The sequence below is a fragment of the Paenibacillus sp. EB106-06-01-XG199 genome (genome assembly GCF_058791575.1).
This window is the reverse complement of record NZ_JBYTDQ010000009.1, coordinates 1-23,552: the sequence shown is the minus strand read 5'-3', so window position 1 is coordinate 23,552 and position 23,552 is coordinate 1. Positions and strand designations below refer to the sequence as shown.

The following is a 23,552-nucleotide window of genomic DNA, read 5'->3' as shown; positions in this document are numbered from 1 at the left end:
TCATTTCCCATCTTACCTTATCGGAAACGGAAAACAAAACTCAGCAGATTATTATCCAGCGTCTGAGCCCCGCCGGGATAACCCGCAAGCCTCAGCGATAAGCCGGAGGGATTTCAGCCGGCCCTCAAAGCTATGTATAAAACTTGCAAACATAATCTCTTCACATTGATATTGTTCGGCAAGAGCCTGAAACTGGCGCCGGATATCCTCCGGCGTCCCCACAACCATCCGCCTGCGGTTCTCCTCAATACGAAACCGGTCATACGGAGCATAATTATAGCGCAGCGCGGCTTCTACGGAAGGCGTGCCGGTGGAGACATGGCCTTTCTCCAGCAGTACAAGCGAAAGATCCATGCTGGTTGCCAGCCGGTCTGCCTCTTCAGCGGTTTCTGCACACACAGCAAATACGGAAACCAGCGCCCGCGGCTTCGCGGCAGCGGGAGACGGTCTGAAGTTGTGCCGGTAGGCCCTTACCGCTTCATATCCTCCGTTGCCGTTAATAAATTGGGCAAAGGCGAAGCCGGTCCCAAGCTTCGAGGAGAGTTCGGCACTGTCTCTGCTTGAGCCGAGCAGCCAGATCTCCGGCGCTGTACGGACGGCCGGAGTGGCCTGCAGTCCCGCAAAACGGTGCCCGGAATCCACTGTGCCGTGCAAATAGGCAATGAGATCCTTAACCTGCTCCTCATAACGGCTTATGTCGTCCAACCGGTTCTCTTGCAGGGCGCGCACAGCCAAAGCCGCACCTCCCGCTGCCTTGCCCAGCCCAAGGTCAATCCGTCCGGGATACAGCCCTTCCAGCACGCGGAAATTCTCAGCCACTTTAAAGGCACTGTAATGCGGAAGCAGAACGGCACCGGAGCCAATCCTAATAGAGGAGGTCACAGCAGCCAGGTGGGCCATGAGTACTTCCGGGCTGGATCCGGCCAGTCCGGGAGCCGCATGATGCTCCGATACCCAGAAACGGTGATACCCCAGTCTCTCCGCCTCCCGGGCGAGCATGGACGTTTGAGCCAAGGCCTCGGCAGGGGAGCAGCCCTCGGAGACCGGAGACTGATCCAATATGCTTAATTTCATATTCTAAGCCACCCCAATGATAAGATTTGAGATATCCAGATACTGCCTCCATTATATCCTGAACGTTCCCTGTGTACCTATTCCCCAACAGCAAAAGTCCTTCTCCTGTGAACCGGAGAAGGACTTTACCTCGCTATATACCAGCGCATGCACCGGTAGAGCCTGCATACCCGCTTAACCAGCCTGCGGGCAAGCTTTGAATTACTCCTGAACCAGCTTGACCAGCATGTGCGCCAGACGATGCCGCTCTTCCTTGCTGCCAACCTTCCACAGCTCCAGCAGCAGTTTCTCCTCGCTGTTGCGGGGCTCTTCATAAGCCGCCAGATAATCAGCGATTTTCTCGGCTGCTAGGACCAGCTGCTCATCGCTGAGCCCGATTTTTTGGGCAAGTTGAATCCGCTTACTTAAATAGCTTTTAAACTCCTGAAAATTGTTCAGAATAACCTCTTTCTGCTCAGGTTCAATCCGGTCCAGGGCGTCATTGACACGGTTCATGGTTACACTTCCATCCTTGCTTACCACATGGTTATGTTCGGACACGTGATGCGCCTCCTTATGAAAACTAATTAGTTTCCCACTACTTAACCATCGGCCGCATAGCTGAACCATAGCATTGAAGGAAGCAGACGTTACGCATTGGCCAATCAAAAAAAGCGGTCCCGTTATCCAGGGACCGCTGGTGGAGCTGTTGCTAAACGTGCCGGTTAATTCGATACGGGAACAGCATCAAAGTACTCTTCCAACGTAATGCCTTTCTCTGCAATGGAGGCGGCGATCTCCTTGCCTACATAGCGGACATGCCAAGGCTCGTACTTATAACCCGTAATCGACTCCTTACCTTCCGGATAACGGATAATGAAGCCGTACTCCGCAGCATGGCTTGCGAGCCAATCGGCTTCAAGCGTACCCGCAAAGCAGCTCTCGGCGGCGCATTTGCCGTCACTGCCGGAAATGTCAATCGCCAGGCCCGTCTGATGCTCACTATGGCCGGGAACCGCGCTGTAGGTGCGGGCTTTCTCTTCCCCGTCTCTGTCTACATAGTTGTTAAATAGCCTTGTCTGGGTTTTCTCGGAACGGTAGGCCGAAACACCGGCCAGCTGTATGCCATCCTTATTCGCCCCAGCGAACATTTCCTCGAGCGCACCAGCTGCAGTGCGGCGCATCATTCGCTTCTCAATCTTCTCCGAGAAGAGGAACCGTACATTCGGATATACCAGATCCGAAGGCTTATACTTATCCGGCAGCTTGTACTGCTTGTTGACCATGACTGACATGCTTTCGGGCTCTGCGGCAGTCAGTTCGGCTGCATTATTGCCTGAATCCGGCGTGCCCGGCTTATTTGTAGCAACAGAAGTTGGATTGGGAGGCGTATTCTCACCATCGTTCTCTTCCGGATCAGCCGTAGCAGCCGGAGACCCTTCGGCTCCCGTGTTGTTTCCAGAAGTGCCCTGGTCCTGCTCGTCCGGGTTTAAACTGGCAACGGGCGAAGGTTCTGCACTTGCATCCGGCTGACCCTGAAGGGCACTGCCGTCGCTTACTACCGTTCCTTCTTCCTCTGAAGCAGATGGAGCCGACGTATATTTTCCGATTCCCCAACCGATCGCAATCACGACAACGAATAAAATAACTATTTTGGCGGTCTTGGACATATGATGTATGTTTCCTCCTATACTTGTTGGCAACCTGCTTCCGATCCGTCTGTACGAAACCAACAGTTGCCTCATTCTCTGCACTCCTGCAGCTGGTACTCTATTTATCTATTAGACAGGCTAAAGGGCAAAAAAGTTTCAGTCGTATAAAACAAATGTTACCACAGGTGGTTGGCGGATACACCAACTGCCCTATGGTAACAAGTTTCATCTATAGCTGTCTATCGCCTTTATCTGGATGAGCCGCGTCCGCCGCGGGAACCGCCGCCGGAGCTCTTACCACGCCCGCCACGTGATGCACCGCCGCCGCCGCTGTTCCGTCCGCCGGAGCTGTACCCGCCTTTGCCGCCCTTGGAGCTGCCGCGCGCACCTTTGGGAGCTGCCGCATTGTAGCCGCCTGATTCACTGCTGCGGGCTACATTGGCTCTGTGTTTAGGGCTGGCTTGCGCACCGCCCGGATTATATCCGCTTCCCGAGCCTGCGCCTTTGGAAGCGCCATAGCTGAAGCCGCCAGCTTCCATTCCTCTGGTGACGTTGGAGCTGTAGCCGCTGCTCGGGCCGCCTTTGGATGGGGCGGCCGTTCTGCTGCCGCCACGCCCGCCGGCGGCATTGCCGCCTGCCCCGTAAGCTGCAGCCGGGCTGGCGCTTCTAGGGTCAAAGGCGCCGTAGCCGCCGCCCGGTCTTGGCTTCGCCGCGCTCTTGCCGGCGGAATCGCCGCCTCTGGGCGCTGCCGCCTCGTAGGCGCTGCGCTTGCCCCCAGCCGCTGCACTGCGGCTGGTCTTCTCGGCAGGCGCGCCCCAGCTGCCTGCTTCCTTGTTGCCGCCGCGGCCGCGCCCGCCCGGCCGTGCTCCGGCTTCGGCGCGTGGTGCTCCGCCGCTGCGCCCTTGCCCGCGCCCGCCGCGGCTGGCACGCGCCGCTTCAGGCGCTGCGTTCTGGCGTCCGCCGCGCGGAGAGCCGCCGCCTTGCACGGAGGTGAATTCGCCTACGCCGAATTCATCCTTCTCGTAGCGGCGGCGGTCCAGCCGCTGGGAAATACCGTGCTCAATCAGCTCGAGCCCGTTACGTTCGCGCGGCGAGGAGAAAGTGATCGCCAGGCCTTTGCCTCCGGCACGCCCGGTCCGGCCGATCCGGTGAATGTAGCTGTCCGCATCCAGCGGCAGGTCGTAGTTGAAGACATGGGTAATCCCTTCAACGTCCAGACCGCGCGCGGCAACATCCGTAGCTACCAGCAGCTGCAGCTTCGCTTCGCGGAACCGCTTCATCACTGCTTCGCGCTTGCCCTGGGACAAATCGCCGTGCAGCTCGTCGCAGTCATAACCCGCTGCCTGCAGCGCTTCGTTCAGCTTCGATACCCGCCGTTTGGTCCGGCAGAAGATAATTGCCAAATACGGACGGTCGCGTTCAATCAGTGCCTGCAGCGCTTCTTCTTTGTTGCGGTCGGAGCACTCTACGACCTGCTGGCGGATATTGTCCAACGGAATCGGCGAGCCGCTCTTAATCACGATGTCCAGCGGTTCCTTCATGTAGTTGGCGGCGAGACGTTTAATGGGATCAGGCATTGTGGCGGAGAAGAGCATCGTCTGACGGCGGTAAGGAACAGCCGTAATAATCGTCTCCACATCCTCCAGGAAGCCCATATGCAGCATCTGGTCGGCTTCATCCAGGACGAGCATCTTCACGCCCCCAAGATCCAGCGTTTCCCGCCGCAGGTGGTCAAGCAGTCTGCCCGGGGTTCCGATAATGAGATGTCTTCCGCCCTCCAGCTTGCGAAGCTGCTTCTCTACATCCTGGCCTCCGTAGACAGCCAGAATCTTCACACCCGTATGCCGTGCCAGCTTGCGTGCCTCTTCCGTAATTTGCAGGGCCAGCTCACGCGTCGGCGCGAGGACCAGCGCCTGCGGATAAGCCGCCTCCACGCGGATCTTGTCCATAATCGGCAGCAGGAAAGCGAGCGTCTTCCCCGTTCCCGTCTTCGCTCTGGCGATAACATCCAGACCCTGCACCACCGGCGGAATGGCTTCCTCCTGCACCGGCGTTGGTTTTACAATGCCTTGTCCTTTGAGCAGATCATTCAATAATTCAGAAACTCCTAATTCCTTAAAACCCGGCAATTTCTCCACCTCACTAATTCTCTAATTTGCCTTACTGTGCAGCATAACTTATAGTCATCCATTTTCGGGAGTAATGTACGCATCCATACAGCCTTCGCTGAAGCGGCGGCACAAGCTTATTTCAGGCGAAAACGGCATATTATCAAACAAAAGCGGAAGAACCCCGTCACCGGAGTCCTTCCGTCCCACTTGCCGATTCTGGCCCTGCAGACGTGCGGTCCAAGTCGGTTTCAGGGGCAGCAGCGTTCCACCGGACATTCAGACGGCACTCCATTTGCGTTCCATTACATACTATACGATAGCCTGTCCTGCCTTAAGGGCCGAACAGTGACCTAAGAAAGTTATCTTTATATTGTACTTGATCCTGGGGCGTTTGTGTGCAAGTGGCGAAGAATAATTATTGTGTTCCCTGCAAGGCTAGAAGCGGCCCGATTTAAAAATCGAGAAGAGCAGCCACAGAATCATCAGCAGCGCAATCACCGAGCCAATCTCCACCGTAGGAAAATCCCACAGCAGTGAAGGTTCGCCGCGCAGCGATGAGCCGATAATCAGCCCTGCCATAATAATGCTGAAGGCCAGCAGTACAATGCTGAAGGAAAGGCGGTTGCCGACGCGGCTAAACTTATGCTCTAAATTTTTCAGTTCGGGCAGCCCGACCTCCACCTTAAGCTTGCCTCTGCTGATTAGCGCCGACAGCTGCCGGGCCTGAGAGGGAAGCTCGAACAGACTTTCCGCCAGATCGGCGACTCCCCCGATAAGCTTGCGCCGCATGCGGGTGCCGCTGAAGCGCTGCTTCACCAGCTGCCTGCCGAAGGGCTCGGCCATCTGCACAATGCTAAAGGAAGGGTCAAGGTTGGCAACAACCCCCTCCAGCGTCAGCATCGTTTTGCCCAGCATCGCCAGATCCGGCGGAATGACCAGCCGGTGCTTACGGGCGATGCCGAACAGATCGTTCAGCGCCTTACCGATGCTGATCTGATGGAACGGGATATCATAATAGGACTCCCGGAGCCGGTCCATATCATCATGAAGCGCAGCACGGTCAGCTTCTTCGGGAATTACTCCCAACCGCAGAATTGCCCGCACCATAGAATCGGTATTTCTGCGCATCAGCGCGATGACGAGCGCGGACAGACTGTCCTTCATCTCCTCACTGAGCCGCCCGACCATGCCAAAATCAATCAGCGCCAGCTTGTTGTTGTCCAGCAGCATCACATTGCCCGGATGGGGATCGGCATGAAAGAAGCCGTGGATAAAGATCTGATCCAGCATCATCTCCACAAGCTGCTGGGCTACAGTTTTTAGCTTGACGCCCCGCTCCAGAAGCTCATCCCGGTGGTTGAGTGTAATGCCCTCCACATATTCCATCGTCAGCACACGCGCCGAGCTGTAGTCCCAATAGATCGCCGGAATATATACTTTATCATGTGCCGTCTGCTGGCTGGCAATACGCTCGGCGTTGCGGCCTTCCTGGCCGTAGTCCAGTTCAGCCAGCAGCGCCCGGGAGAACTCCTCCACCATCCGGATCAGCCCGTATTGCTTTGCCCAGTCCAATCTTCTTTCGGCAAGCGCGCTTAGGTCCTGAAGAATTTCCAAATCACGGGTCATGGTCCGCATGACACCGGGACGCTGTATCTTAACCGCAACCTGCTTGCCTCCATGCAGTACAGCGCGGTGCACTTGGCCGATCGAAGCCGCAGCAAGCGGTGTATTCTCGAAATATTCGAAGGTTTCACCCAGATGCTGGTCAAGCTCCTGCTCGACAATATTGCGTGCAGTTTCCGCCGAGAATGGCGGCACACTATCCTGCAGCTTCACCAGTTCCTGAATGATCGAATCAGGCAGCAGATCGGAACGGGTACTGGCCAGCTGACCCAATTTGACAAAGGTTGGCCCCAAATCCTCCAGTACCTGGCGAATCCGTTCCCCGAGTGTAAGGCTTGCGTGAGTCTCCTGTGTCAACATCCGGCGCGGAAGGGAAAGAATATGGTAGAGACCCAGTTCCTCCACCATATAACCGAAGCCATGGCGCATTAGCGCCATGGCAATGGTCCGGTACCGTCCGGCATGTCTGATGCGTACAGCCATTTATTCCGTACGCGTTTCCGGCAGAGCTTCCTTCTGGGCAGAGGCACCCTCCAGCTCAGCCACACGGCGCTCCAAAACGGCAATTCGAGTTTCCAGTGTAGCGATATCGCTTTGTACGGGAACTTTAAGATCCTTCAGCACACGCTGAACCTGCTCCTGTACGGCATTCTTGAAGGCCCCGCGTTCCTCGTCGCCCCGCTCCACGAGCCGGTCGACAAGCGCTTTGGATTCCGAGGGCGCAAGCTCTCCCCGTTTTACCAGCTCCTCAACTACCTTTTCCACCTTTTCCTTGCTGACAATGGTGAGGCCCACTCCTAAAGAGATTGCTTTTTTGAACAAATCACTCATAGTACTTTCCTCCCCAAGATTCCAGTTATGGATAAAGTATACCCCTTGTCAGAGCATTTCACAAAGGAAGCAGCCGCAAGGGGTATCATTTTATTGCAATCTCAAATTATCTGGGAATACGTGCCGCCCAGGTCGCCGCCCGCAGAATCAATTCACGGACCGCCGGATGCCGGAACGAAGGCTCATGATGTCCGGGCATAATATAGACAACCCGTCCCAGTCCGTAGCTGTGGCACCAGGCTGCCGGCAATCTTTCGCCCTCATATTCATACTCCAGCAGAATGGTCTTCTCGGTAAAAGGATCGAATTCAAACCGGTATGGCTCTTCATCGAGCTGGAAGTCTTCCATACCCTCTGTAATATCATGCTCCATCACTTTGAAGTTCAGCGGAGCATAGGGCGGATGTCCGGTGAATCTGCCGCCGATTAGATGGGCTAATTCATAGCGCTTGGCCAGGGAAACCCCCGTATGCAGCACGATCAGTCCTCCCCCTCCGCTCACATAGCTGAGCAGACCCGCTGTCTGCTGGGGGGAAACCGTTTCGTTCCATAGTTCATTATAGGCGATGCACAAATCGTAACCGGCCAGATGCTCGCTAAGCAGCAGCTTTTTATTCTCCGAGCACTGAACGATCAGCAGATCATTCAGAATTTCGCTGATTTGTTTGTCTACACCCTGCAGCGGATGGAACCGGGGATGAGTGTAATCGCCCAGCAGCAAACATTTTCTCTTGTCCATAGGTATCCTCCTCCTTGTCTCTATCTTGGATTATGGCACGTTGCTTTTATTCTAAGTAAAAGTGCAGCAGATGTCTATTACCGGCAGGATAAATGTCTGTTACCGGAGCCTTGCATCAGGCTAGTTCAGGACTGCGTTGCTAAGTAAGAAATAGAAGGATAATTAATAGCGTGAAGCATATAAATTATCTTTTAAAAAAACAAATCCTGCCCACGAACGGAGCAGGATAACCGTCTTTACAGATCCCCCGCAGAAAACCGCAGCGGAACCCGGCCGAAAAATCAGCGGTTTGCCGCGACATAACGCCCAAGCTCAACAAACATGCTGCCCATCCGTTCATGCTCCGGCATCACAATCCGCTTGACGCCTTCCTCCTTCAGGGACTCAGAGGTAATCTTGCCCACGGAAACCGCCAGCACTTTAGTTTCAAAGGCTTGCACCAGTTCCCCAAGCTTGCCTTGTTCCCGGGCGTACCCTGCCAGGAAGCGGAATTGCGGTCCGCTCGTAAATGCTACGGCATCCACCAAGCCCTCCGTGATTTCCGCCAGCAGCCTGGCAAGCGAACCCGGCTCGGGCGGGGTGTGAAGGTATGGCTGCACTTCGCGGACAACAGCTCCGGCTTCCGTAAGCCAGGCAACGAGACGGGGGGAGCGATCGCCATGCAGCTGCAGCACGGCCTCCTTGCCCCGCAAGTCCCAATCCGCAAGCCCGCGGATCAGTCCTGTAGTACTGCCATCGTCATCGCGCACCTCCGGCACCAGTCCCCGCTTCTTCAGGGCGTTCACTGTTTTATAGCCCCGGGCAGCAATCGGAGAGGACGAGAGGACCTCCTGAAACCGTTCGGCAAGCCCTATTTCCCCGGCCATTTCGAACAGTGCATCAAGCCCCATGCCTGTAGTCAGAATGGCCATATCCGGCGGATGCTGGGTCCAGGCTACGAGCGCTTCACGAAGGGCCTCACCGTCGAGAAATACCGTTCCCTGGGCAGGCCGATGCAGCGCCGTCCCCCCCATATTCTGCACCAGTTTGGCCATTTCCTCCGATTTTCGCGGACCGGCAAGGGCTACGGTAATCCCCTTTAACTGCTCTGCCATAAATATTCCTCCTAGTTAGCCCTGCATTATTGCTTATCAGTATACTTGCAAAGCCCTGGAAAAGAAAAGTAGCGTGATCAAATCCGTAATCGGGAATTTTCCGGTCCCTTCTGAAGATCCGCTTCCTGCGGAACAGAAGGTTCAAAGGAAACCTGCTGCCCCGGATGAAGCTTGAAGCGGCCTGCCAGCTTCTGCAGCTCTCCGGCAAGCTGGCTTAAGCCAGCCGTGGAAGAGGCGATTTCTTCAACGGAAGCAAGCTGCTCCTGTGCAGCAGCTGAAATCGTCTCCGTATTGCCTGCAGCCTCCTTGGAAATGCCCTGCAGCTCCCCGATTGCCTTCTCCATACTGGCAGCTTCTGCCGACAGGGTGTGTACGGCTCCGCCCATCGCTTCAATTTTCTCTGCCGCGCCTTTGACCGCCCTGCGGATCCGCGATAAGGAGCGTCCTGTAGTATCTACTGCCAGGATGCCTGCCGACACCTTCTCTTTGGCATCCTCCATCGTCACTGTTGCCTGCTGCATCTCCCCGTTGATGGAGGAAATCTGCTCCGAGATCATCCGCGCCGATTTCTCTGATTCCTCGGCCAGCTTGCGGACCTCCGAGGCGACAACGGCAAAGCCGCGCCCCTGCTCGCCCGCTCTGGCTGCTTCAATGGAAGCATTCAGGGCCAGCAGATTGGTCTGCCTCGCAATACCTGTGATCACACCGACAATGCCCTGAATTTGTCCGGTGCGCTCATTCAGCTTGTCAATCATGTTGCCAAGCTCTTCCACCGTCTCATGAATTCCGTTAATTTTGTCAACCACACTGATGACCGAATCATTCCCCTCGGCTGCAGACAGTGAGGTCTTGTCCATCATGGCTGACACCTGCTCCATGAACCCGGAAATATGCTGGACTTCATGGGTTGTTGCCGCGGCGCTCTCCAGCCCTTTTTGCACACTGCCTACCTGCCGTTCTGAGCCTGCCGCGACTTCCTGAATCGCTTCGGTTACATGCCTGATCGCCGTAGTTGACTGCTCAGCCCCGCTTGTCAGCTCTTTGGCCGAAGCGGACAGATTACCCGTCATCTGCTGAACACCGAGAATCATGCCGCGCAAATCAGCCACCATCGTGCGGAAATTGTCGGCCAATAGGCCAATTTCGTCCCTGCGGAACACCCCGATATCTTCAGACAGGTCGCCTTTCGCTATAGCCGCTGTAGCTTTGCGCAGACGGATCAGCGGACGGACGACGGAGGAGACATTGAAATAGATCAATACGAGCGCTAGCAATACAGAAACAGCAATCACTACAACCGCTTTATCACGGATGCCAGCTGTAGCATCAGCAACCTCTTGCTTGCTGATGGTGCCCCCGATTCTCCAGCCGGTAAGCTCATTGACCATGAAGGTCAGCTTTCTGGGAGTATCCTTATACACATAATCAAAAGAACCTGCTTCTCCCTCGAACATCTGCTTCACAAAATCCAGCGAGGATTCCTCGGCTATCGTCTCCGTGGGATGAACCAGAAACTTTTTGCTGCTGTCCAGAATCATTATGTATCCTTCCTTGCCCAGCTTAATGTTCGTAAGATCAGCCAGGGCAGACAAGTTTAGGTCGAGCCCTAAGACTCCGCTGCCATCTGCAAGCACTCCCGAAATAGCGATGGCCGTTTCATTATTTGCCGTTTTAAAAGCAGGGGAGATTACTGTCCCTTTCCCTTGCTTCAGCGCATTCACATAAAAGCTCTGCTTGCGCGGGTCATAGCCGTCCGGCTGCTGGCCATCGGAAGCATGAACAGACTTTGCCCCGCTGGTTCCGACGTAAATATCCAGAATATCGGGATGCAGCGCGGCATATTCCTGCAATCTGGCCTTTACATCAGCCGCACTTTCCCCTACAGCATTCACTGACCCGGAGGAAATTTGCCCGGCAAAATAGCTAACCGCGTCGATTTTGGACTGAATGTTTGCATTTATGATCTCGTTGGCCGCCATCACACTTTCTGTGGCGTTAGTCATCAGCTGTTCCTCCACCTTATGGCTGGCCGATTGATAGGTCTGCCAGCCGATGATAAGACTGGGGGCCAGAAGTACAAGCAGATATGTAAGAATAAGCTTCATACGGATGGTTAAGCGACTGCTTTTATTCATGGGTGAAATCCATCTCTCCTTCTTATCAGGTCTTAAGTATGATCATTTATGGCATATATAGATTGAACTTATAATTCTTCTATTTTGGGATTGGCCGTGACTACAGAGAATGTTTGGACTTCCGGCCGCTGTTAGGTTTGGATTTCCTGAAATAGCCGCGAATCGCGGTAGAAATCAAAAATCTAAAGGCGGACACTGTCGCTCCTACAGTTCCAAAATTCCCCTCCGCACTTTTCCCTACATGTAATTCTCAAGTTCAATCTATATAGGTATATAATTATATACCGGGTATGGAATCCCTCTTTTATTCTGAAATTTGCTATGAATTTCAAGACTTTCTTAATAAATTTGCTGATAAAACAGCAAAAAGACCGTTTATTTGAAAACGGTCTTTTATTATATATCTATTCATATGTGAGACCTTGGCCGGGATTTAGGCCCTTATTAAGCTAATTCATAACTTTGTTCCTGCAAGCCGGGCATACTCCGCCGAATACGACATGGGCATGTGAAATGGAATATCCGGTATCCTTAGCCACCGTATCCATCCACTCCTGGGGCACATGGCTCATTACCTCATCCACCGCACCGCACACCTCACAAATAATATGCTGGTGATCGTCCATACGCGCATCATATCTGCTGGCAGCTTCCCCAAGCTTCAGCTCGCGGATCATTTGTTTATCGGCAAGATAACGCAGTGAATTATACACGGTGCCATAGGCCAGGTTATGTCCCTGCTCTACCAGCCGGTTCATCACTTCTGCGGCGGTAGGATGATCATGTGACTGGCGGACGATATCATAAACGGCTTGACGCTGGGAGGTCAAATTCAGGTTCCTCATCTTTATCATCCTTTAACTTATTTTTAGATCAAGTATAAGTCTTGATTACTCCAGCGTCAATCTAATCGTCTGACTGTCGAATCCAACTTATTTTGGCATTATATCCCCGATTTCATGCACCTGGACCTTTGAGGAGTTTCTTTTGGCGGGACTGTGGTAATAAATGAGATGAATATGGTACCGATGGAGGGATGTTAAGATGAGTTCAACGCACGATGTATCTCAGGGTCTTCCGCAATTTCCGCAATCGTTATGGAGAGACAGCATCGACCTGCCTTCGTTTCCGAAGCTAACGGAGGATCTAGTTACAGATGTCGCAATTGTCGGGGCCGGTATTACCGGCATTACTGCAGGTTATTTGCTGGCAAACGCAGGGTATAAAGTCACTTTACTGGAGGCGGGAGAAATTTTTGCCGGCACCACTGGATTCACAAGCGCCAAAATTTCCGCCCAGCACGGGATGATCTACGATGATTTGCTGAAGCATTTCGGGGAAGAACAGGCCAGGCTCTATTACAGTTCAAACACTGAGGCGATGGAATGGATTATCTCCACTGCAGAGGAACTGAACCTGTCCTGCGGAATAACACGTGAAGACGCCTTCCTCTATGCCGATAACAGCGACGATAAGACGCTCAAACAACTGGAGGCGGAGTTTAATGCTTACGAAAAACTGGGACTCCCCGGGCAATGGCTGGACAATGTCTCCTTGCCGCTGATGGCAGGAGGTGCCATCAAGCTGCCGGGACAGGCCCGCTTCCACCCGCTTCAATACCTGCAAGGCTTGCTTCAGGTGATTCTGGACAAGGGCGGAACTGTTTACGAGCATACGATGATTGGAGAAAAGGTAGACAAGGACGGCGGCCTCACGCTTTACACTGAGGGAGAGAAGCTGAAAATTAAGTGCCGCCATGCCATCTCGGCCTCCCACTTTCCTTTCTATGACGGCGGAGCCCTCTACTTCTCGCGCCTGCATGCAGAACGTTCCTACTGTCTGGCGATTCAGCCGGAGACCGATTATGAGGGCGGCATGTATTTGAGCGCCGGAGATCCTACACGCTCTCTGCGCGCTGTCGAATGGGGCGGCCAGAGGCTGGTCATTGTCGGCGGGGACAATCATAAGACAGGCCAGGGCATCTGCACCTTTGGCCATTATGAGAATCTGGAGCTGTTCGCTGGTGAATTGCTGGGCATCAAGAGCATCCCGTACCGCTGGTCTGCCCAGGACCTCATTACCCTGGACAGAGTGCCTTATATCGGCAAGGTTTCCGGGGAAGAGGAAATCTATATTGCCACCGGCTATCGCAAATGGGGCATGACCAGCGGAACATTGGCAGCGCGTATGATCACGGATCAGATTTTGCGCAAGCATACTCCCTACAGTGATCTCTATGATCCCTCGCGCTTTAAAGCCAACCCATCCATCAAAAATTTCATCGTGCAGAATACCAATGTCGCCAAGGAGCTGATTGCCGGCAAGGTGGAGATTGTCCACAAAAAAACCCGTGATCTGGAGCCTGATGAAGGCGCGGTTGTTTTTCATGACGGCAAACGTGTTGGGGCCTACCGTGACACTGGGGGCAAGCTGCATCTGGTCGACAGAACCTGCACCCATATGGGCTGCGAGTGTGAATGGAATGATGGGGAACGCACCTGGGACTGTCCGTGCCATGGCTCACGTTACTCCTATGAGGGAGCTGTACTGGAGGGTCCCGCTACGGTGCCGCTGACGAGGCTGGAAGCGGAGACGAATTAAAGCTGTGACATCTCCAAGTGGCTCCGGCGTGATTGTCCGCCCACGCTCAGGTATAATAGGAACTGAATGTTTTTATTATTAATAAATTCAGAAGGAGCGTGACGGCAGGTTATGGATTTGAGAGGAAAAAGCATTGTGATTACAGGTGCCGGCAAAGGGATCGGCAAAGCCTTAGCAATGGCAGTGGCGAAAGAAGGCGCTAATCTGGGCCTGATCTCCAGAACTTCAGGTGATCTGGAGGCACTGAAATCGGCTTTGACAGAGGTCTATGATGTAAAGGTCAGCATTGCTGTAGCTGATATCGCTGTCCGCGAAGAAGCGGAGCGGGCCGTTGTTGCGCTTCAGAATGATCTCGGCACCTTCGACGCGCTGATCAACAACGCCGGAATTGCCAAATTCGGCACCTTCCTGGAAATGGACCCGGCAGATTGGGAGCGCCACATGCAGATCAATCTGTTCGGCACCTATTATGTAACCCGGGCAGCACTGCCGGCAATGATTGAACGCAGCGGCGGAAATATCATCAATATTTCCTCTACAGCCGGTGAGCGCGGCTTCGCCACCGGCTCGGCCTACTGCGCCTCCAAATTCGCCCTGATGGGCATGACGGAAGCGCTGGCCCAAGAAGTGCGCAAGCATAATATCCGCGTAGTGGCCCTGACACCAAGCACCGTCAATACCGGACTTGCCGAGAATGCCGGCCTGAAGATCGGCGATGAAGACCGGATGATGCAGCCGGAGGATGTGGCTGAGCTGACCCTGGCGGCCCTGAAGCTGCCGGACCGCGTCTTCTTGAAGACTGCGGGAATCTGGACTACCAATCCACAATAAATTGCAGAGTCTTTCGAGGGAGGAATCAGCATGCTGGTAGTAACAAACACCATTAAGGTTAAGGAAGGGCATGGAGAAACCCTTGCCCAGCGTTTTGGCGGAGCGGGCGGCGTGCAGGATATGCCCGGCTTTGTACGTATGGAGGTATGGCACAGCGTCGCTAAAGAGGGCGTGGAAGAGCTGAAAATCTGTACCGTGTGGGAGAACGAAGAGGCCTTTAAAGGGTGGACTGCCAGTCCTTCCTTCCGCGAATCGCACCGGGGGTCAGGCGGAAATGAAGCCATCCTGGGTGCGTCGCTCGACAAGTATGAGCTGCTGATCAGCCGTACACCGGGGGAATGATCCGGTAGAGGGCGCAGGCCCCATACTGCTCATACGGCTGCGCTAGGGCGTGTCAATCCCGTCTGGCGGCGCAAATGACTGCAAAATAAAGGGACGCCCTACTAAGCTATCATGGCTTAGAGGGCGTCCCTGTTTATTATCTGCCTGTAGCAAGCTCTGGCTTAATGCTCATCAACTGCCGGCAATGCCTGCTCCAGCTCCTGATGTTTGCCGGGCCAGAACGACCAGCGGCCCAGCAGCACTGTGATTGCCGGCACCAGAAACGGCCGGACGATGAAGGTATCCAGCAGCACGCCTATCGCGGTAATGATCCCGAACTGCACCAGCACCTGTATCGGCAGGCTCGCGAGTACGGCAAAGGTTCCGGCCAGAATGAGTCCGGCCGACGTAATCACCGATCCAGTCTCGTTCACACCCTCTGCTACGGCCTGCTTCAGCGGCATCCGCTTGCGCTTTTTCCAAATGTTCGAAATCATAAAGATGTTGTAGTCCTCGCCCAGCGCCACCAGGAAGACGAAGGAATACAGCGGAATCGAGCCCTGAATGGCATCTGCGCCCAGCACGTAATGAATAATAATCCACCCTAAACCAAGGGCTGAGAAAAAGGACAGAATGACTGTAGCCACCAAATAGAAAGTTGCCACTACAGAACGCAAGTAGATCAGCAGCAGCAAAGTAATAAGCCCAATGACTACCGGTATAATCAAATCGGTATCCCGCTCACCCAGCTCTTTCGTATCATGCTGGATTGCCGTCTGTCCGCTGACCCATACCTTATCGCCGGGCTCAGCCACTCCTACATCAATCAGCGCCTGCTCCGCAGTATCCTGAAGCGCCGGTATGTGGCTCATCGCCTCCAGGGAATACGGGTTATTCTTAAATTCGATATCATAACCGAGAATATTCTTATTGACCGCACCTTCCTGGGGGTCCGATACAACATCCACGTATGAAAGGCCGCCCAGGATTACCTTAAGATCCTCACCATCCGCTTTGCCCTCGGTATCTATCATCAGCTTGGCGGGAGCCAGCTCCCCGGGGGAGAACTGATTGCCTATCAGGTCAAAACCTTCGCGCGACTCCATATCCTCCGGAAAGGACGATAGGATATCATAAGTGAACTTGATGCCCCCGGAGAAGGAAGCCAGCACACCCAGAAGCACCACGGTTACTCCTACAATTGCCCAAGGACGGGAAACGACAAAGTTGCCGATTCCTTTGTTGCGGGCAGGTTTTGGCTGCGGAGCCGGCTTGCCTTTGGCTCTGGCCCGATCCGCCTCCATCAGCGGAGTGCGTGGAACAAACGGGAAGAATGAAGTCCGCCCGAAGATGGCCAGCAGCGCCGGCACCAGAGTCAGACTGGCGATGCCCATAATAAGAATGGAGACGCTGAAAGGAACCGCAAAACGGTGGTACGCTCCATATTTCGCCAGCAGCAACGCGAACAGCGCCAGCACTACTGTAAATCCGCTCATTGCAATAGCCCCGGAGGAATGGGTAATTGCGCTCAGCAGGGCACGGCCTTTACTCTCCTCCACCTTCAGCATCTGACGGAACCGGGAGATCAGGAACAGGCAGTAGTCCGTGCCTGCGCCGAACAGCAGCACGGTCATGATGGAGATGGCCTGTGAATCCACTGTAATCCAGCCCTCCTGGGCCATCTTCCCAATCACCGGACTGGTAACCCCATAAGCAAATCCTACCGCCACGAGCGGAATCAAAGCCAGAATCGGCGAACGGTAAATCAGCAGCAGGAATACCAGCACAAGAATTACGGTCGCGATGAGCAAGGAAACGTCCGCATCCTTGAACAGCCCTGTCGCATCAATGGAGATACCCACAGGACCGGTAACCCGCAGGCTCAACTCACTGCCGTCCACCTTGGCCGCAGCAGGATCACCGCCGGTTTCCGCAGAGATCAATTCCTTCATTTGCGTTACGGCCTCACCGAGCTGATCACTGTCCGCGGACTTGTCGAAGAGCACCGGTGTGACCAGTGTGCTGCGGTCCTCGGACAGAGAAGCTTGCAGCGCCTGCGGCGGCAGCTTTCCCAGCGGCGGAACATAGTTCTGATGCGGCAACGGCTGCTGCTCAAGCTTGCCGTATACAGCAATGATATGTATCAAATCCTCATCGGACAGCCCGCCCTCCCTATGCCATACAAGCAGTGCCGGCACGCCACTCCCTGCTGGAAACTCCTGTTCCGCAACCGCCGCCGCCCGGACCGACTGCGAATCATCAGGCAGATTCTGCGCATTATTCACTACCTGTGAGTTTACGGAAGGCCAAAGAAGTGTAAGAGCACCCACAATTACGATCCAGACCGCAAGAGTTATCCACTTTGTTTTACGGCCAGCCACCCATTTTCCGTAACCTGACATTCCTTTCACCCTCTCTTCAACCCCGGCTTCCCTAAAAAATGAGCCGCGGGTCATTTTATTAACCTTATCATATATACCCTATAATTTTTAATCAAATCTTTTTTATATTTTATTCTTTGCCATAAGCTATCCCCTTCATGCAAAACACCCCTCTGCTCACAGCAATAGTAGGTATGCTGTAGATAGAGGGGTGATATTTGATGGATATATTCAGATGATATTTGCTGCTTCTGCTTGCGGTTTAGCCCACATCCGGCAGATCGTCACCGGAAAATTGGCTGTTGTACAGGTCGGCATAGAATCCGCCTTGCTCCAGCAGCTCCACATGGGTGCCTTTTTCAATAACGCTGCCTTGGTTCATCACCAGGATCAGATCTGCGTCACGAATCGTTGACAGGCGGTGCGCAATTACAAAGCTTGTTCTGCCGTTCATCAGCGTATTCATCGCCTTCTGAATCTGCACTTCGGTCCGTGTATCGACACTGCTGGTCGCTTCATCAAGAATCAGGATCGAAGGATCGGCCAGAATTGCCCGGGCAATAGTCAGCAGCTGCTTCTGCCCCTGCGAGATATTCGAGGCCTCTTCGTTCAGGACTGTGTCGTAGCCAAGCGGAAGCGTGCGGATAAAGTGATCGGCATGCGCCGCCTTGGCTGCACGTACCACATCCGCCTCTGTTGCACCTTCGCGGCCGTAAGCAATGTTGTCGCGGATCGTCCCGTTAAAGAGCCAGGTATCCTGAAGCACCATACCGAATTTACTCCGCAGCTCGCTGCGCTTCATGTCGGTGATGTTGACTCCGTCAATTACAATCTCGCCGCCGCTGATCTCATAGAAGCGCATCAGAAGGTTGATCAGCGTGGTTTTGCCGGCACCGGTTGGTCCTACAATCGCTATGGTCTGACCCGGGCTGACTTCAATGTTCATATCTTCAATAAGAATAGCATCCTCTTTGTAGCCGAATTTCACATGACGGAATTCGACTGAGCCTTCTTCGGCAACTACAGCACGCTTAGCCTGAGCAGCAGTAACTTCCGGAATTTCCTCTTCTTCATCCAGCAGCTCGAACACGCGCTCAGCGGAAGCTATGGTGGATTGAATGATGTTGGCGATATTGGCCGTTTGTGTAATTGGCATGGTGAACTGGCGGGAATACTGGATAAACGCCTGAATATCACCGACCTCAATCGTTTTCTTGGTCACGAAGATCCCGCCGACCACACAGACCAGCACATACCCCAGGTTACCGATGAACATCATCAGCGGCATAATGATCCCGGAGATAAATTGGGAGCGCCAGCCGGAATTGTACAGATCGTCATTAATACTGTTGAACTCTTTAAGCGATTGCTTCTCGCGGCCAAAGGCCTTGATAATGCGGTGACCCGTGTACATCTCCTCTACATGGCCGTTCAGCTGACCCAGTGATTTCTGCTGGCCAATGAAATATCTTTGTGAACGCTTAGAGATCGCAATAATCACGACAAAGCTTAGCGGCAGGGTGATAACTGTAATTAAGGTCAGCCATGGGCTGATGGTGAGCATCATGATAATGACACCAATGATAGTTACGATGGACGTAATCAATTGAGTTAAGCTCTGCTGCAGGGTCGTACTGATATTGTCTACATCATTGGTCGCACGGCTAAGAATTTCCCCATGCGTCCGGGAGTCGAAATATTTCAGCGGCAGACGCTCCAGCTTGTTATTGATCTGCTCGCGCATATCGAAAACAACTTTCTGGGCCACGCCGGCCATTACATATTGCTGCACATAGCTGAACAAGGAGCTGAACAGGTACAGACCCGCCAGGATAAGCAGAATTTTGTTCACATAATCAAAATCAATCGCGGCTCCCGGAACACCCTTCAGTATGCCGTATGCGCCCTCGAACAGCTTGGTTGTCGCCTTCCCCATCACCTTCGGGCTGAAAATACTGAATACGGTGCTGGCAATAGCCATAATAAATACAATCAGCAACTGCATCTGCCGCGGACGCAGGTAGCGGATCAGCCGTTTGAGCGTACCTTTAAAATCCTTGGCCTTCTCCACCGGCATGCTCATTCCGGGCGGTCCGCCGGGTCCACCGCCATGTCCCCGCGGTGGTTTGGGCATTTGGGTTCCTTTATTCGCTTCACTCATGCTATTTCCTCCTCTGACAACTGCGAGGATACGATCTCGCGGTACACTTCGCTGTTCTCCATCAGCTCACGATGGTTGCCGATGCCGGCAATCACGCCGTCATCCAGCACAATAATCCGGTCAGCATCCATAACCGTGCTGACCCGCTGGGCGACGATCAGAACCGTTGATTTCGTTGTTTCGTCTTTGAGCGCAGCGCGCAGCTTGGCATCGGTCTTGAAATCAAGCGCCGAGAAGCTGTCATCGAACAGGTACACTTCCGGTCTTCTAACCAGTGCACGGGCAATCGACAGCCGCTGCTTCTGTCCGCCGGACACGTTGTTCCCGCCCTGGGCAATTTCGGAGTTGAAGCCTTCTTTCATCGCAGAGACGAAATCATAGGCCTGTGCTACCTTGGCCGCATGAATGATCTCCTCATCCGTTGCATCTTCTTTACCGTAGCGGATATTCTCGTTGATCGTGCCGGAGAATAACACCGCCTTCTGCGGAATATATCCGATCTTGCTCCGCAGCTCTTCCTGCGTCATCTCGCGCACATCTACGCCATCCACACGCACAGCGCCTTCAATGGCGTCATAGAATCTCGGGATCAGGCTCAGCAGGGTCGATTTACCCGAGCCTGTACCGCCAATGATCGCTGTAATCTCACCGGGCCGCGCGCTGAAGCTGATTCCGGACAGTGCAGGCTGCTCCGCACCGGGATAGGAGAAGGAAACATTGTCAAATTCAACAAACCCATGCATAGCATCCCGGCCATCCTTCTTCGTTACTGCAGCCGTGTTCTGAAGCTCGGATGCCGTAGGATCTGTAATCTCAGGCTGCATATCCAGCACTTCATTGATACGCAGTGCGGAGGCAGAGGCCCGGGGAATAAGCACGAACATCATCGACACCATGATTAAGGAGAACATTATCTGCATTGCATATTGAATAAATGCCATCAATGAACCTACCTGCAGATCACCATCGCCAATCCGGATTCCGCCGTAATACAGAATAGCAATCATCGAAAAGTTCATCACGAGCATCATAATCGGCATCAGGCCGGCCATCACCTTGTTGACTTTGATCGCCGTTTCCGTAAGATCCTTGTTCGCTTCAGTAAACCTTCTGTTCTCATGATCAATCCGGTTAAAGGACCGAATGACACGGATACCGGTCAAATGCTCACGCAGTACGCGGTTTAATTTGTCCAGCTTGACCTGAATCGCCTTGAACAGCGGCAGGCCCTTCATTCCGATGAAGAATATTGCTCCTACAAGCACAGGGATCACGACTACAAAAATAAGGGAAAGCTTGGCATCTTCTGATACCGCCATGATAATCCCGCCGATCATCATCATCGGAGCGCCGACCATCATGCGCAGCATCATAGTAAGTACGGTTTGTACTTGTGTAATATCATTAGTAGTACGCGTAATCAGCGAGGCAGTGCCCAGCTTGTCGAATTCATGCAGCGTAAAGTTCTCCACATGATTGAACATCCGCGAGCGGACATTTTTACCGAATCCGGCAGCAACCTTTGCCGATAAATAACTGGCAACGATAGAGCATATGGCTCCTCCGCCCGCCACCAGCAGCATAAATCCGCCGATTTTCCATATATAATTGCGGTCGCCCTGCACGATCCCTTTATCCACGATATCGGACATCAGCGTAGGGAGGTACAAGTCGCCCAGAGACTGCAGAAAGATAAGGATTAACACAGCGGCGACAGCCAGCTTAAAAGGGCTCAGGTTTTTTAATAGTTTAATCAAGTTTCTCATCTCCGTTCATTTGTAGCAGGTCTAGATTAGGCGGCGGATTATCTTCTACGAATGCGTGGACCTTCAGCAGAAGATCTGCCAGATGGTTGCACTCTTCTTCGCCCAAATGTTCCGCCAGTTTGTTCAGCGCTGCATCCATATGATGTTTGGCTTTGCGTGTGATTACTTTCCCCTGCTCCGTCAGCTTAATACGGACAACTCTCCGGTCGGAGGGATCAGCCACCCTGAGAACCATGTCTTTGGCTTCAAGACTGTTGATCAGCTGGGTAACGGTTGGCGGCATCAGCCCCAGGAACCGGCTCAGCTCCGAAACCTTAAGTCCTTCATCCAGGGGATGGGACCGCTTGGCAAGACATATCAATAAAGTCATCTCACTTGGCTTGTGGCCTTCCACAGTTTGCTGCCAATGAACTTTTCGCAGCTGCCGCAATGCGGCAAACAGCCTGTGCGCGACTGGATTTTCTTCATGGTTTATCCCAATGCTGTTCACCTCTGTCGTTAGTTAGGTTTGCTAATAATTAAACACTATATTAATTAGGCTACCTAATTATATTTTCACCGTAATTGTTTGTCAAACATTGAAGGCGTTATCAATTATTACGGAATGAAGAACATCAGCGCTGCAACTGCTGCGAAACCAAAACTCCCCCGCCCGAAGGCGGAGGAGGAATATTCATAGTATAGGATATGTAAGATGAGGTAACTGGGCAATACCGGATTGCTGATCAACGTTTACTGCGTTTTCATCATTTTTCCTTAACTCTTGTATGAGTTCTCTATACTTCTTCTGCTGGTCATCGGTAGCGTAATCCCTGCTTGTCTCGAATAAAGTCACACAATCAATCAAGTCCTTCGCACTGTTCAGCTCAACAGCGAGCGTGAGACATTGCAGAATGCAGTCGACTCCAGACATATACCGTTCCCGGTCTATATGGTAGATGGCCAGCTGATAGCTGAGCCTGTATACACGGTCTATATTCATCGGGTCCTGATACAGCACACAATGAGCCATCTCCACTGAAAACTGTTCCAGCACATCGTCTACAGCGAATCCGAACCGGTTGGCCGCCTCTATGATAATGACCAGACCAGGCAGAATCTCCCCGGGATGTTCCACCAGAAAAGCTGTATATGCCGGCAGTACTGCGTAATTGCCCACCAGCATTTCCAGGGTAAAGCTGTTCGCTATGGCAAATAAACGAAAGGCTTCAACCTCAGACCGGCCCTCATCATCAAGAAATTGAAACCAGCTTAAATCGGCATAGCCGGCAGTATATTTCTTGGCTTCTTCATATCTCCCCTGTTTCGTAAGAGAGGTCGCCTTGAGCAAATAGCCATGGGCATAATAAAAAACAAGCGGGCGCTCCAGTTTCAATTCTTCACCTCGCCTGCCTGCCTTCTTTTGCAGCTGTTCCCGGTACATCGCACTGGCCAGCGCCCTCAGTTCATCAGTGTACTTCTCCATTTCTTTGTACTTATGCAGGGTAAAGGTGACCTGGGCCAGCTTCAGCAGACCATCTAGCTGCAGATTCTCGGGAAGGCGTCCGCGGAACGGTTCAAAGGTGATCACTGCCCGCAGCTTCTCCTCCCAATTCACAACGGACATCAGCGATTTGAAAATACGGTACTGACTGATCGCCAGCCGTTCGGAGTAACTATCCTGTTCATTGTCCACTACAATTTTATAAAAAACCGTCGCCTCCTGCATCTTGCCGGCGGTGAACAGTTTCTCCGCTACTGAATAGACAATATCGAGCGGTTTGGGGTATTCCATCATTCTGCTTAACACTTCATCAATACAATGCTGCTTGCCAGTTTCGGCGCAGCGAATTAAAAAAGGCTCCACCCTGCGGCGCGAGACCTTCTCTTCACTAAAGCATTCATCCACATAAAGCGAATATAAACATCCTTCCGGAAATCCAAAGGCTCGGTTGAACGCATCCAGCTGCCTCAAAGAAATCGGCTTAGGCGGATTGCCATGAAGAATGGCACTGAGACTGCCGCGGTTCAGGCCGGAAACTTTCGCGAACGAGGCTAGATTATGACCCGAGCGGGACAGATTGTCCTCAATTTCAGAGCGTAATGTTGTCAGTTTCGCCTCCACTCGGCACCTCCCCCGGTCATGTTGAACTAGTGCTGCTATTAATTGACATTATAGGTGAAGCCTGTGGAAAGCACAATCAGGACCACCCGTCCAACGGGTGGTTTGCTCTAGGGGTATAACCCCTCGTTGCCAAACTGCGCCTAAAGACG

19 protein-coding genes are annotated in these 23,552 nt (G+C 53.2%); 3 read left to right on the top strand and 16 right to left on the bottom strand.

Features of this window, described 5'->3' with window-relative positions:
• Positions 1-51: 51 nt before the first annotated feature.
• From AC3WT9_RS26965 to AC3WT9_RS26915, 11 genes are all read right to left on the bottom strand, one after another.
• Positions 52-1,074 (bottom strand): LLM class flavin-dependent oxidoreductase, encoded by a 1,023-nt coding sequence (locus AC3WT9_RS26965; protein WP_341096901.1) that lies wholly within the window; start codon positions 1,072-1,074, stop codon positions 52-54.
• Positions 1,075-1,275: 201 nt separating this feature from the next.
• The gene (locus AC3WT9_RS26960; RefSeq protein ID WP_341096904.1) at positions 1,276-1,614 is read right to left on the bottom strand and encodes a DUF3243 domain-containing protein; all 339 of its coding nucleotides are present in this window, start codon (positions 1,612-1,614) and stop codon (positions 1,276-1,278) included.
• A gap of 164 nt (positions 1,615-1,778) precedes the next feature.
• Positions 1,779-2,723, bottom strand: a complete 945-nt coding sequence (locus AC3WT9_RS26955; RefSeq protein ID WP_492408228.1) for a M15 family metallopeptidase — start codon at positions 2,721-2,723, stop codon at positions 1,779-1,781.
• Between the two features lie 230 nt (positions 2,724-2,953).
• A complete protein-coding gene (locus AC3WT9_RS26950) occupies positions 2,954-4,834 on the bottom strand; it encodes a DEAD/DEAH box helicase (RefSeq protein WP_445745004.1) in 1,881 nt (626 codons plus the stop codon).
• Positions 4,835-4,888: 54 nt separating this feature from the next.
• Complete coding sequence (locus tag AC3WT9_RS26945) at positions 4,889-5,092, bottom strand: hypothetical protein (protein ID WP_341096910.1); 204 nt, start codon at positions 5,090-5,092, stop codon at positions 4,889-4,891.
• Positions 5,093-5,251: 159 nt separating this feature from the next.
• On the bottom strand, positions 5,252-6,922 hold the full coding sequence (locus AC3WT9_RS26940) for an ABC1 kinase family protein (protein ID WP_341380044.1): 1,671 nt from the start codon (positions 6,920-6,922) through the stop codon (positions 5,252-5,254).
• Positions 6,923-7,270 carry a phasin family protein gene (locus AC3WT9_RS26935; protein ID WP_341096914.1) on the bottom strand — a complete coding sequence of 116 codons (348 nt, stop codon included), beginning with the start codon at positions 7,268-7,270 and terminating at the stop codon, positions 6,923-6,925.
• Positions 7,271-7,376: 106 nt separating this feature from the next.
• Positions 7,377-8,009, bottom strand: a complete 633-nt coding sequence (locus tag AC3WT9_RS26930) for a ThuA domain-containing protein (protein ID WP_038597565.1) — start codon at positions 8,007-8,009, stop codon at positions 7,377-7,379.
• Between the two features lie 281 nt (positions 8,010-8,290).
• Positions 8,291-9,103 carry a uroporphyrinogen-III synthase gene (locus AC3WT9_RS26925; protein WP_341096917.1) on the bottom strand — a complete coding sequence of 271 codons (813 nt, stop codon included), beginning with the start codon at positions 9,101-9,103 and terminating at the stop codon, positions 8,291-8,293.
• Positions 9,104-9,180: 77 nt separating this feature from the next.
• Entirely contained in the window at positions 9,181-11,238 is a 2,058-nt protein-coding gene (locus tag AC3WT9_RS26920) for a methyl-accepting chemotaxis protein (protein WP_341380045.1), read from the bottom strand.
• Positions 11,239-11,687: 449 nt separating this feature from the next.
• The gene (locus tag AC3WT9_RS26915; protein WP_341096921.1) at positions 11,688-12,083 is read right to left on the bottom strand and encodes a Fur family transcriptional regulator; all 396 of its coding nucleotides are present in this window, start codon (positions 12,081-12,083) and stop codon (positions 11,688-11,690) included.
• A 199-nt stretch (positions 12,084-12,282) separates the two neighbouring features.
• Here AC3WT9_RS26915 and AC3WT9_RS26910 point away from each other — a divergent pair, with 199 nt between their 5' ends.
• The 3 genes from AC3WT9_RS26910 (at position 12,283) to AC3WT9_RS26900 (ending at position 15,012) form a co-directional block, all read left to right on the top strand.
• Entirely contained in the window at positions 12,283-13,839 is a 1,557-nt protein-coding gene (locus AC3WT9_RS26910; RefSeq protein WP_341380046.1) for an FAD-dependent oxidoreductase, read from the top strand.
• A 111-nt stretch (positions 13,840-13,950) separates the two neighbouring features.
• Positions 13,951-14,670, top strand: coding sequence for a 3-ketoacyl-ACP reductase (locus AC3WT9_RS26905; protein WP_341096925.1), 720 nt, complete (start codon positions 13,951-13,953; stop codon positions 14,668-14,670).
• 30 nt (positions 14,671-14,700) lie between these two features.
• A complete protein-coding gene (locus AC3WT9_RS26900; RefSeq protein WP_341380047.1) occupies positions 14,701-15,012 on the top strand; it encodes an antibiotic biosynthesis monooxygenase in 312 nt (103 codons plus the stop codon).
• Positions 15,013-15,173: 161 nt separating this feature from the next.
• Here the strand turns inward: AC3WT9_RS26900 and AC3WT9_RS26895 are convergent, their stop codons facing one another.
• The 5 genes from AC3WT9_RS26895 to AC3WT9_RS26875 all read right to left on the bottom strand — a co-directional run bounded on the left by AC3WT9_RS26895 (position 15,174) and on the right by AC3WT9_RS26875 (position 23,403).
• Complete coding sequence (locus AC3WT9_RS26895; RefSeq protein ID WP_341096929.1) at positions 15,174-17,393, bottom strand: MMPL family transporter; 2,220 nt, start codon at positions 17,391-17,393, stop codon at positions 15,174-15,176.
• A 241-nt stretch (positions 17,394-17,634) separates the two neighbouring features.
• Positions 17,635-19,533, bottom strand: a complete 1,899-nt coding sequence (locus tag AC3WT9_RS26890) for an ABC transporter ATP-binding protein (RefSeq protein WP_341096932.1) — start codon at positions 19,531-19,533, stop codon at positions 17,635-17,637.
• Positions 19,530-21,290 (bottom strand): ABC transporter ATP-binding protein, encoded by a 1,761-nt coding sequence (locus tag AC3WT9_RS26885; protein WP_341096934.1) that lies wholly within the window; start codon positions 21,288-21,290, stop codon positions 19,530-19,532. Before AC3WT9_RS26885 ends, AC3WT9_RS26890 begins: the two co-directional genes overlap by 4 nt.
• Positions 21,283-21,729, bottom strand: coding sequence for a MarR family winged helix-turn-helix transcriptional regulator (locus AC3WT9_RS26880; RefSeq protein WP_492408222.1), 447 nt, complete (start codon positions 21,727-21,729; stop codon positions 21,283-21,285). The genes AC3WT9_RS26885 and AC3WT9_RS26880 overlap by 8 nt, the downstream gene beginning before the upstream one ends.
• 243 nt (positions 21,730-21,972) lie before the next feature.
• On the bottom strand, positions 21,973-23,403 hold the full coding sequence (locus AC3WT9_RS26875) for a DNA-binding protein (protein WP_341096937.1): 1,431 nt from the start codon (positions 23,401-23,403) through the stop codon (positions 21,973-21,975).
• Between the last annotated feature and the right edge of the window lie 149 nt (positions 23,404-23,552).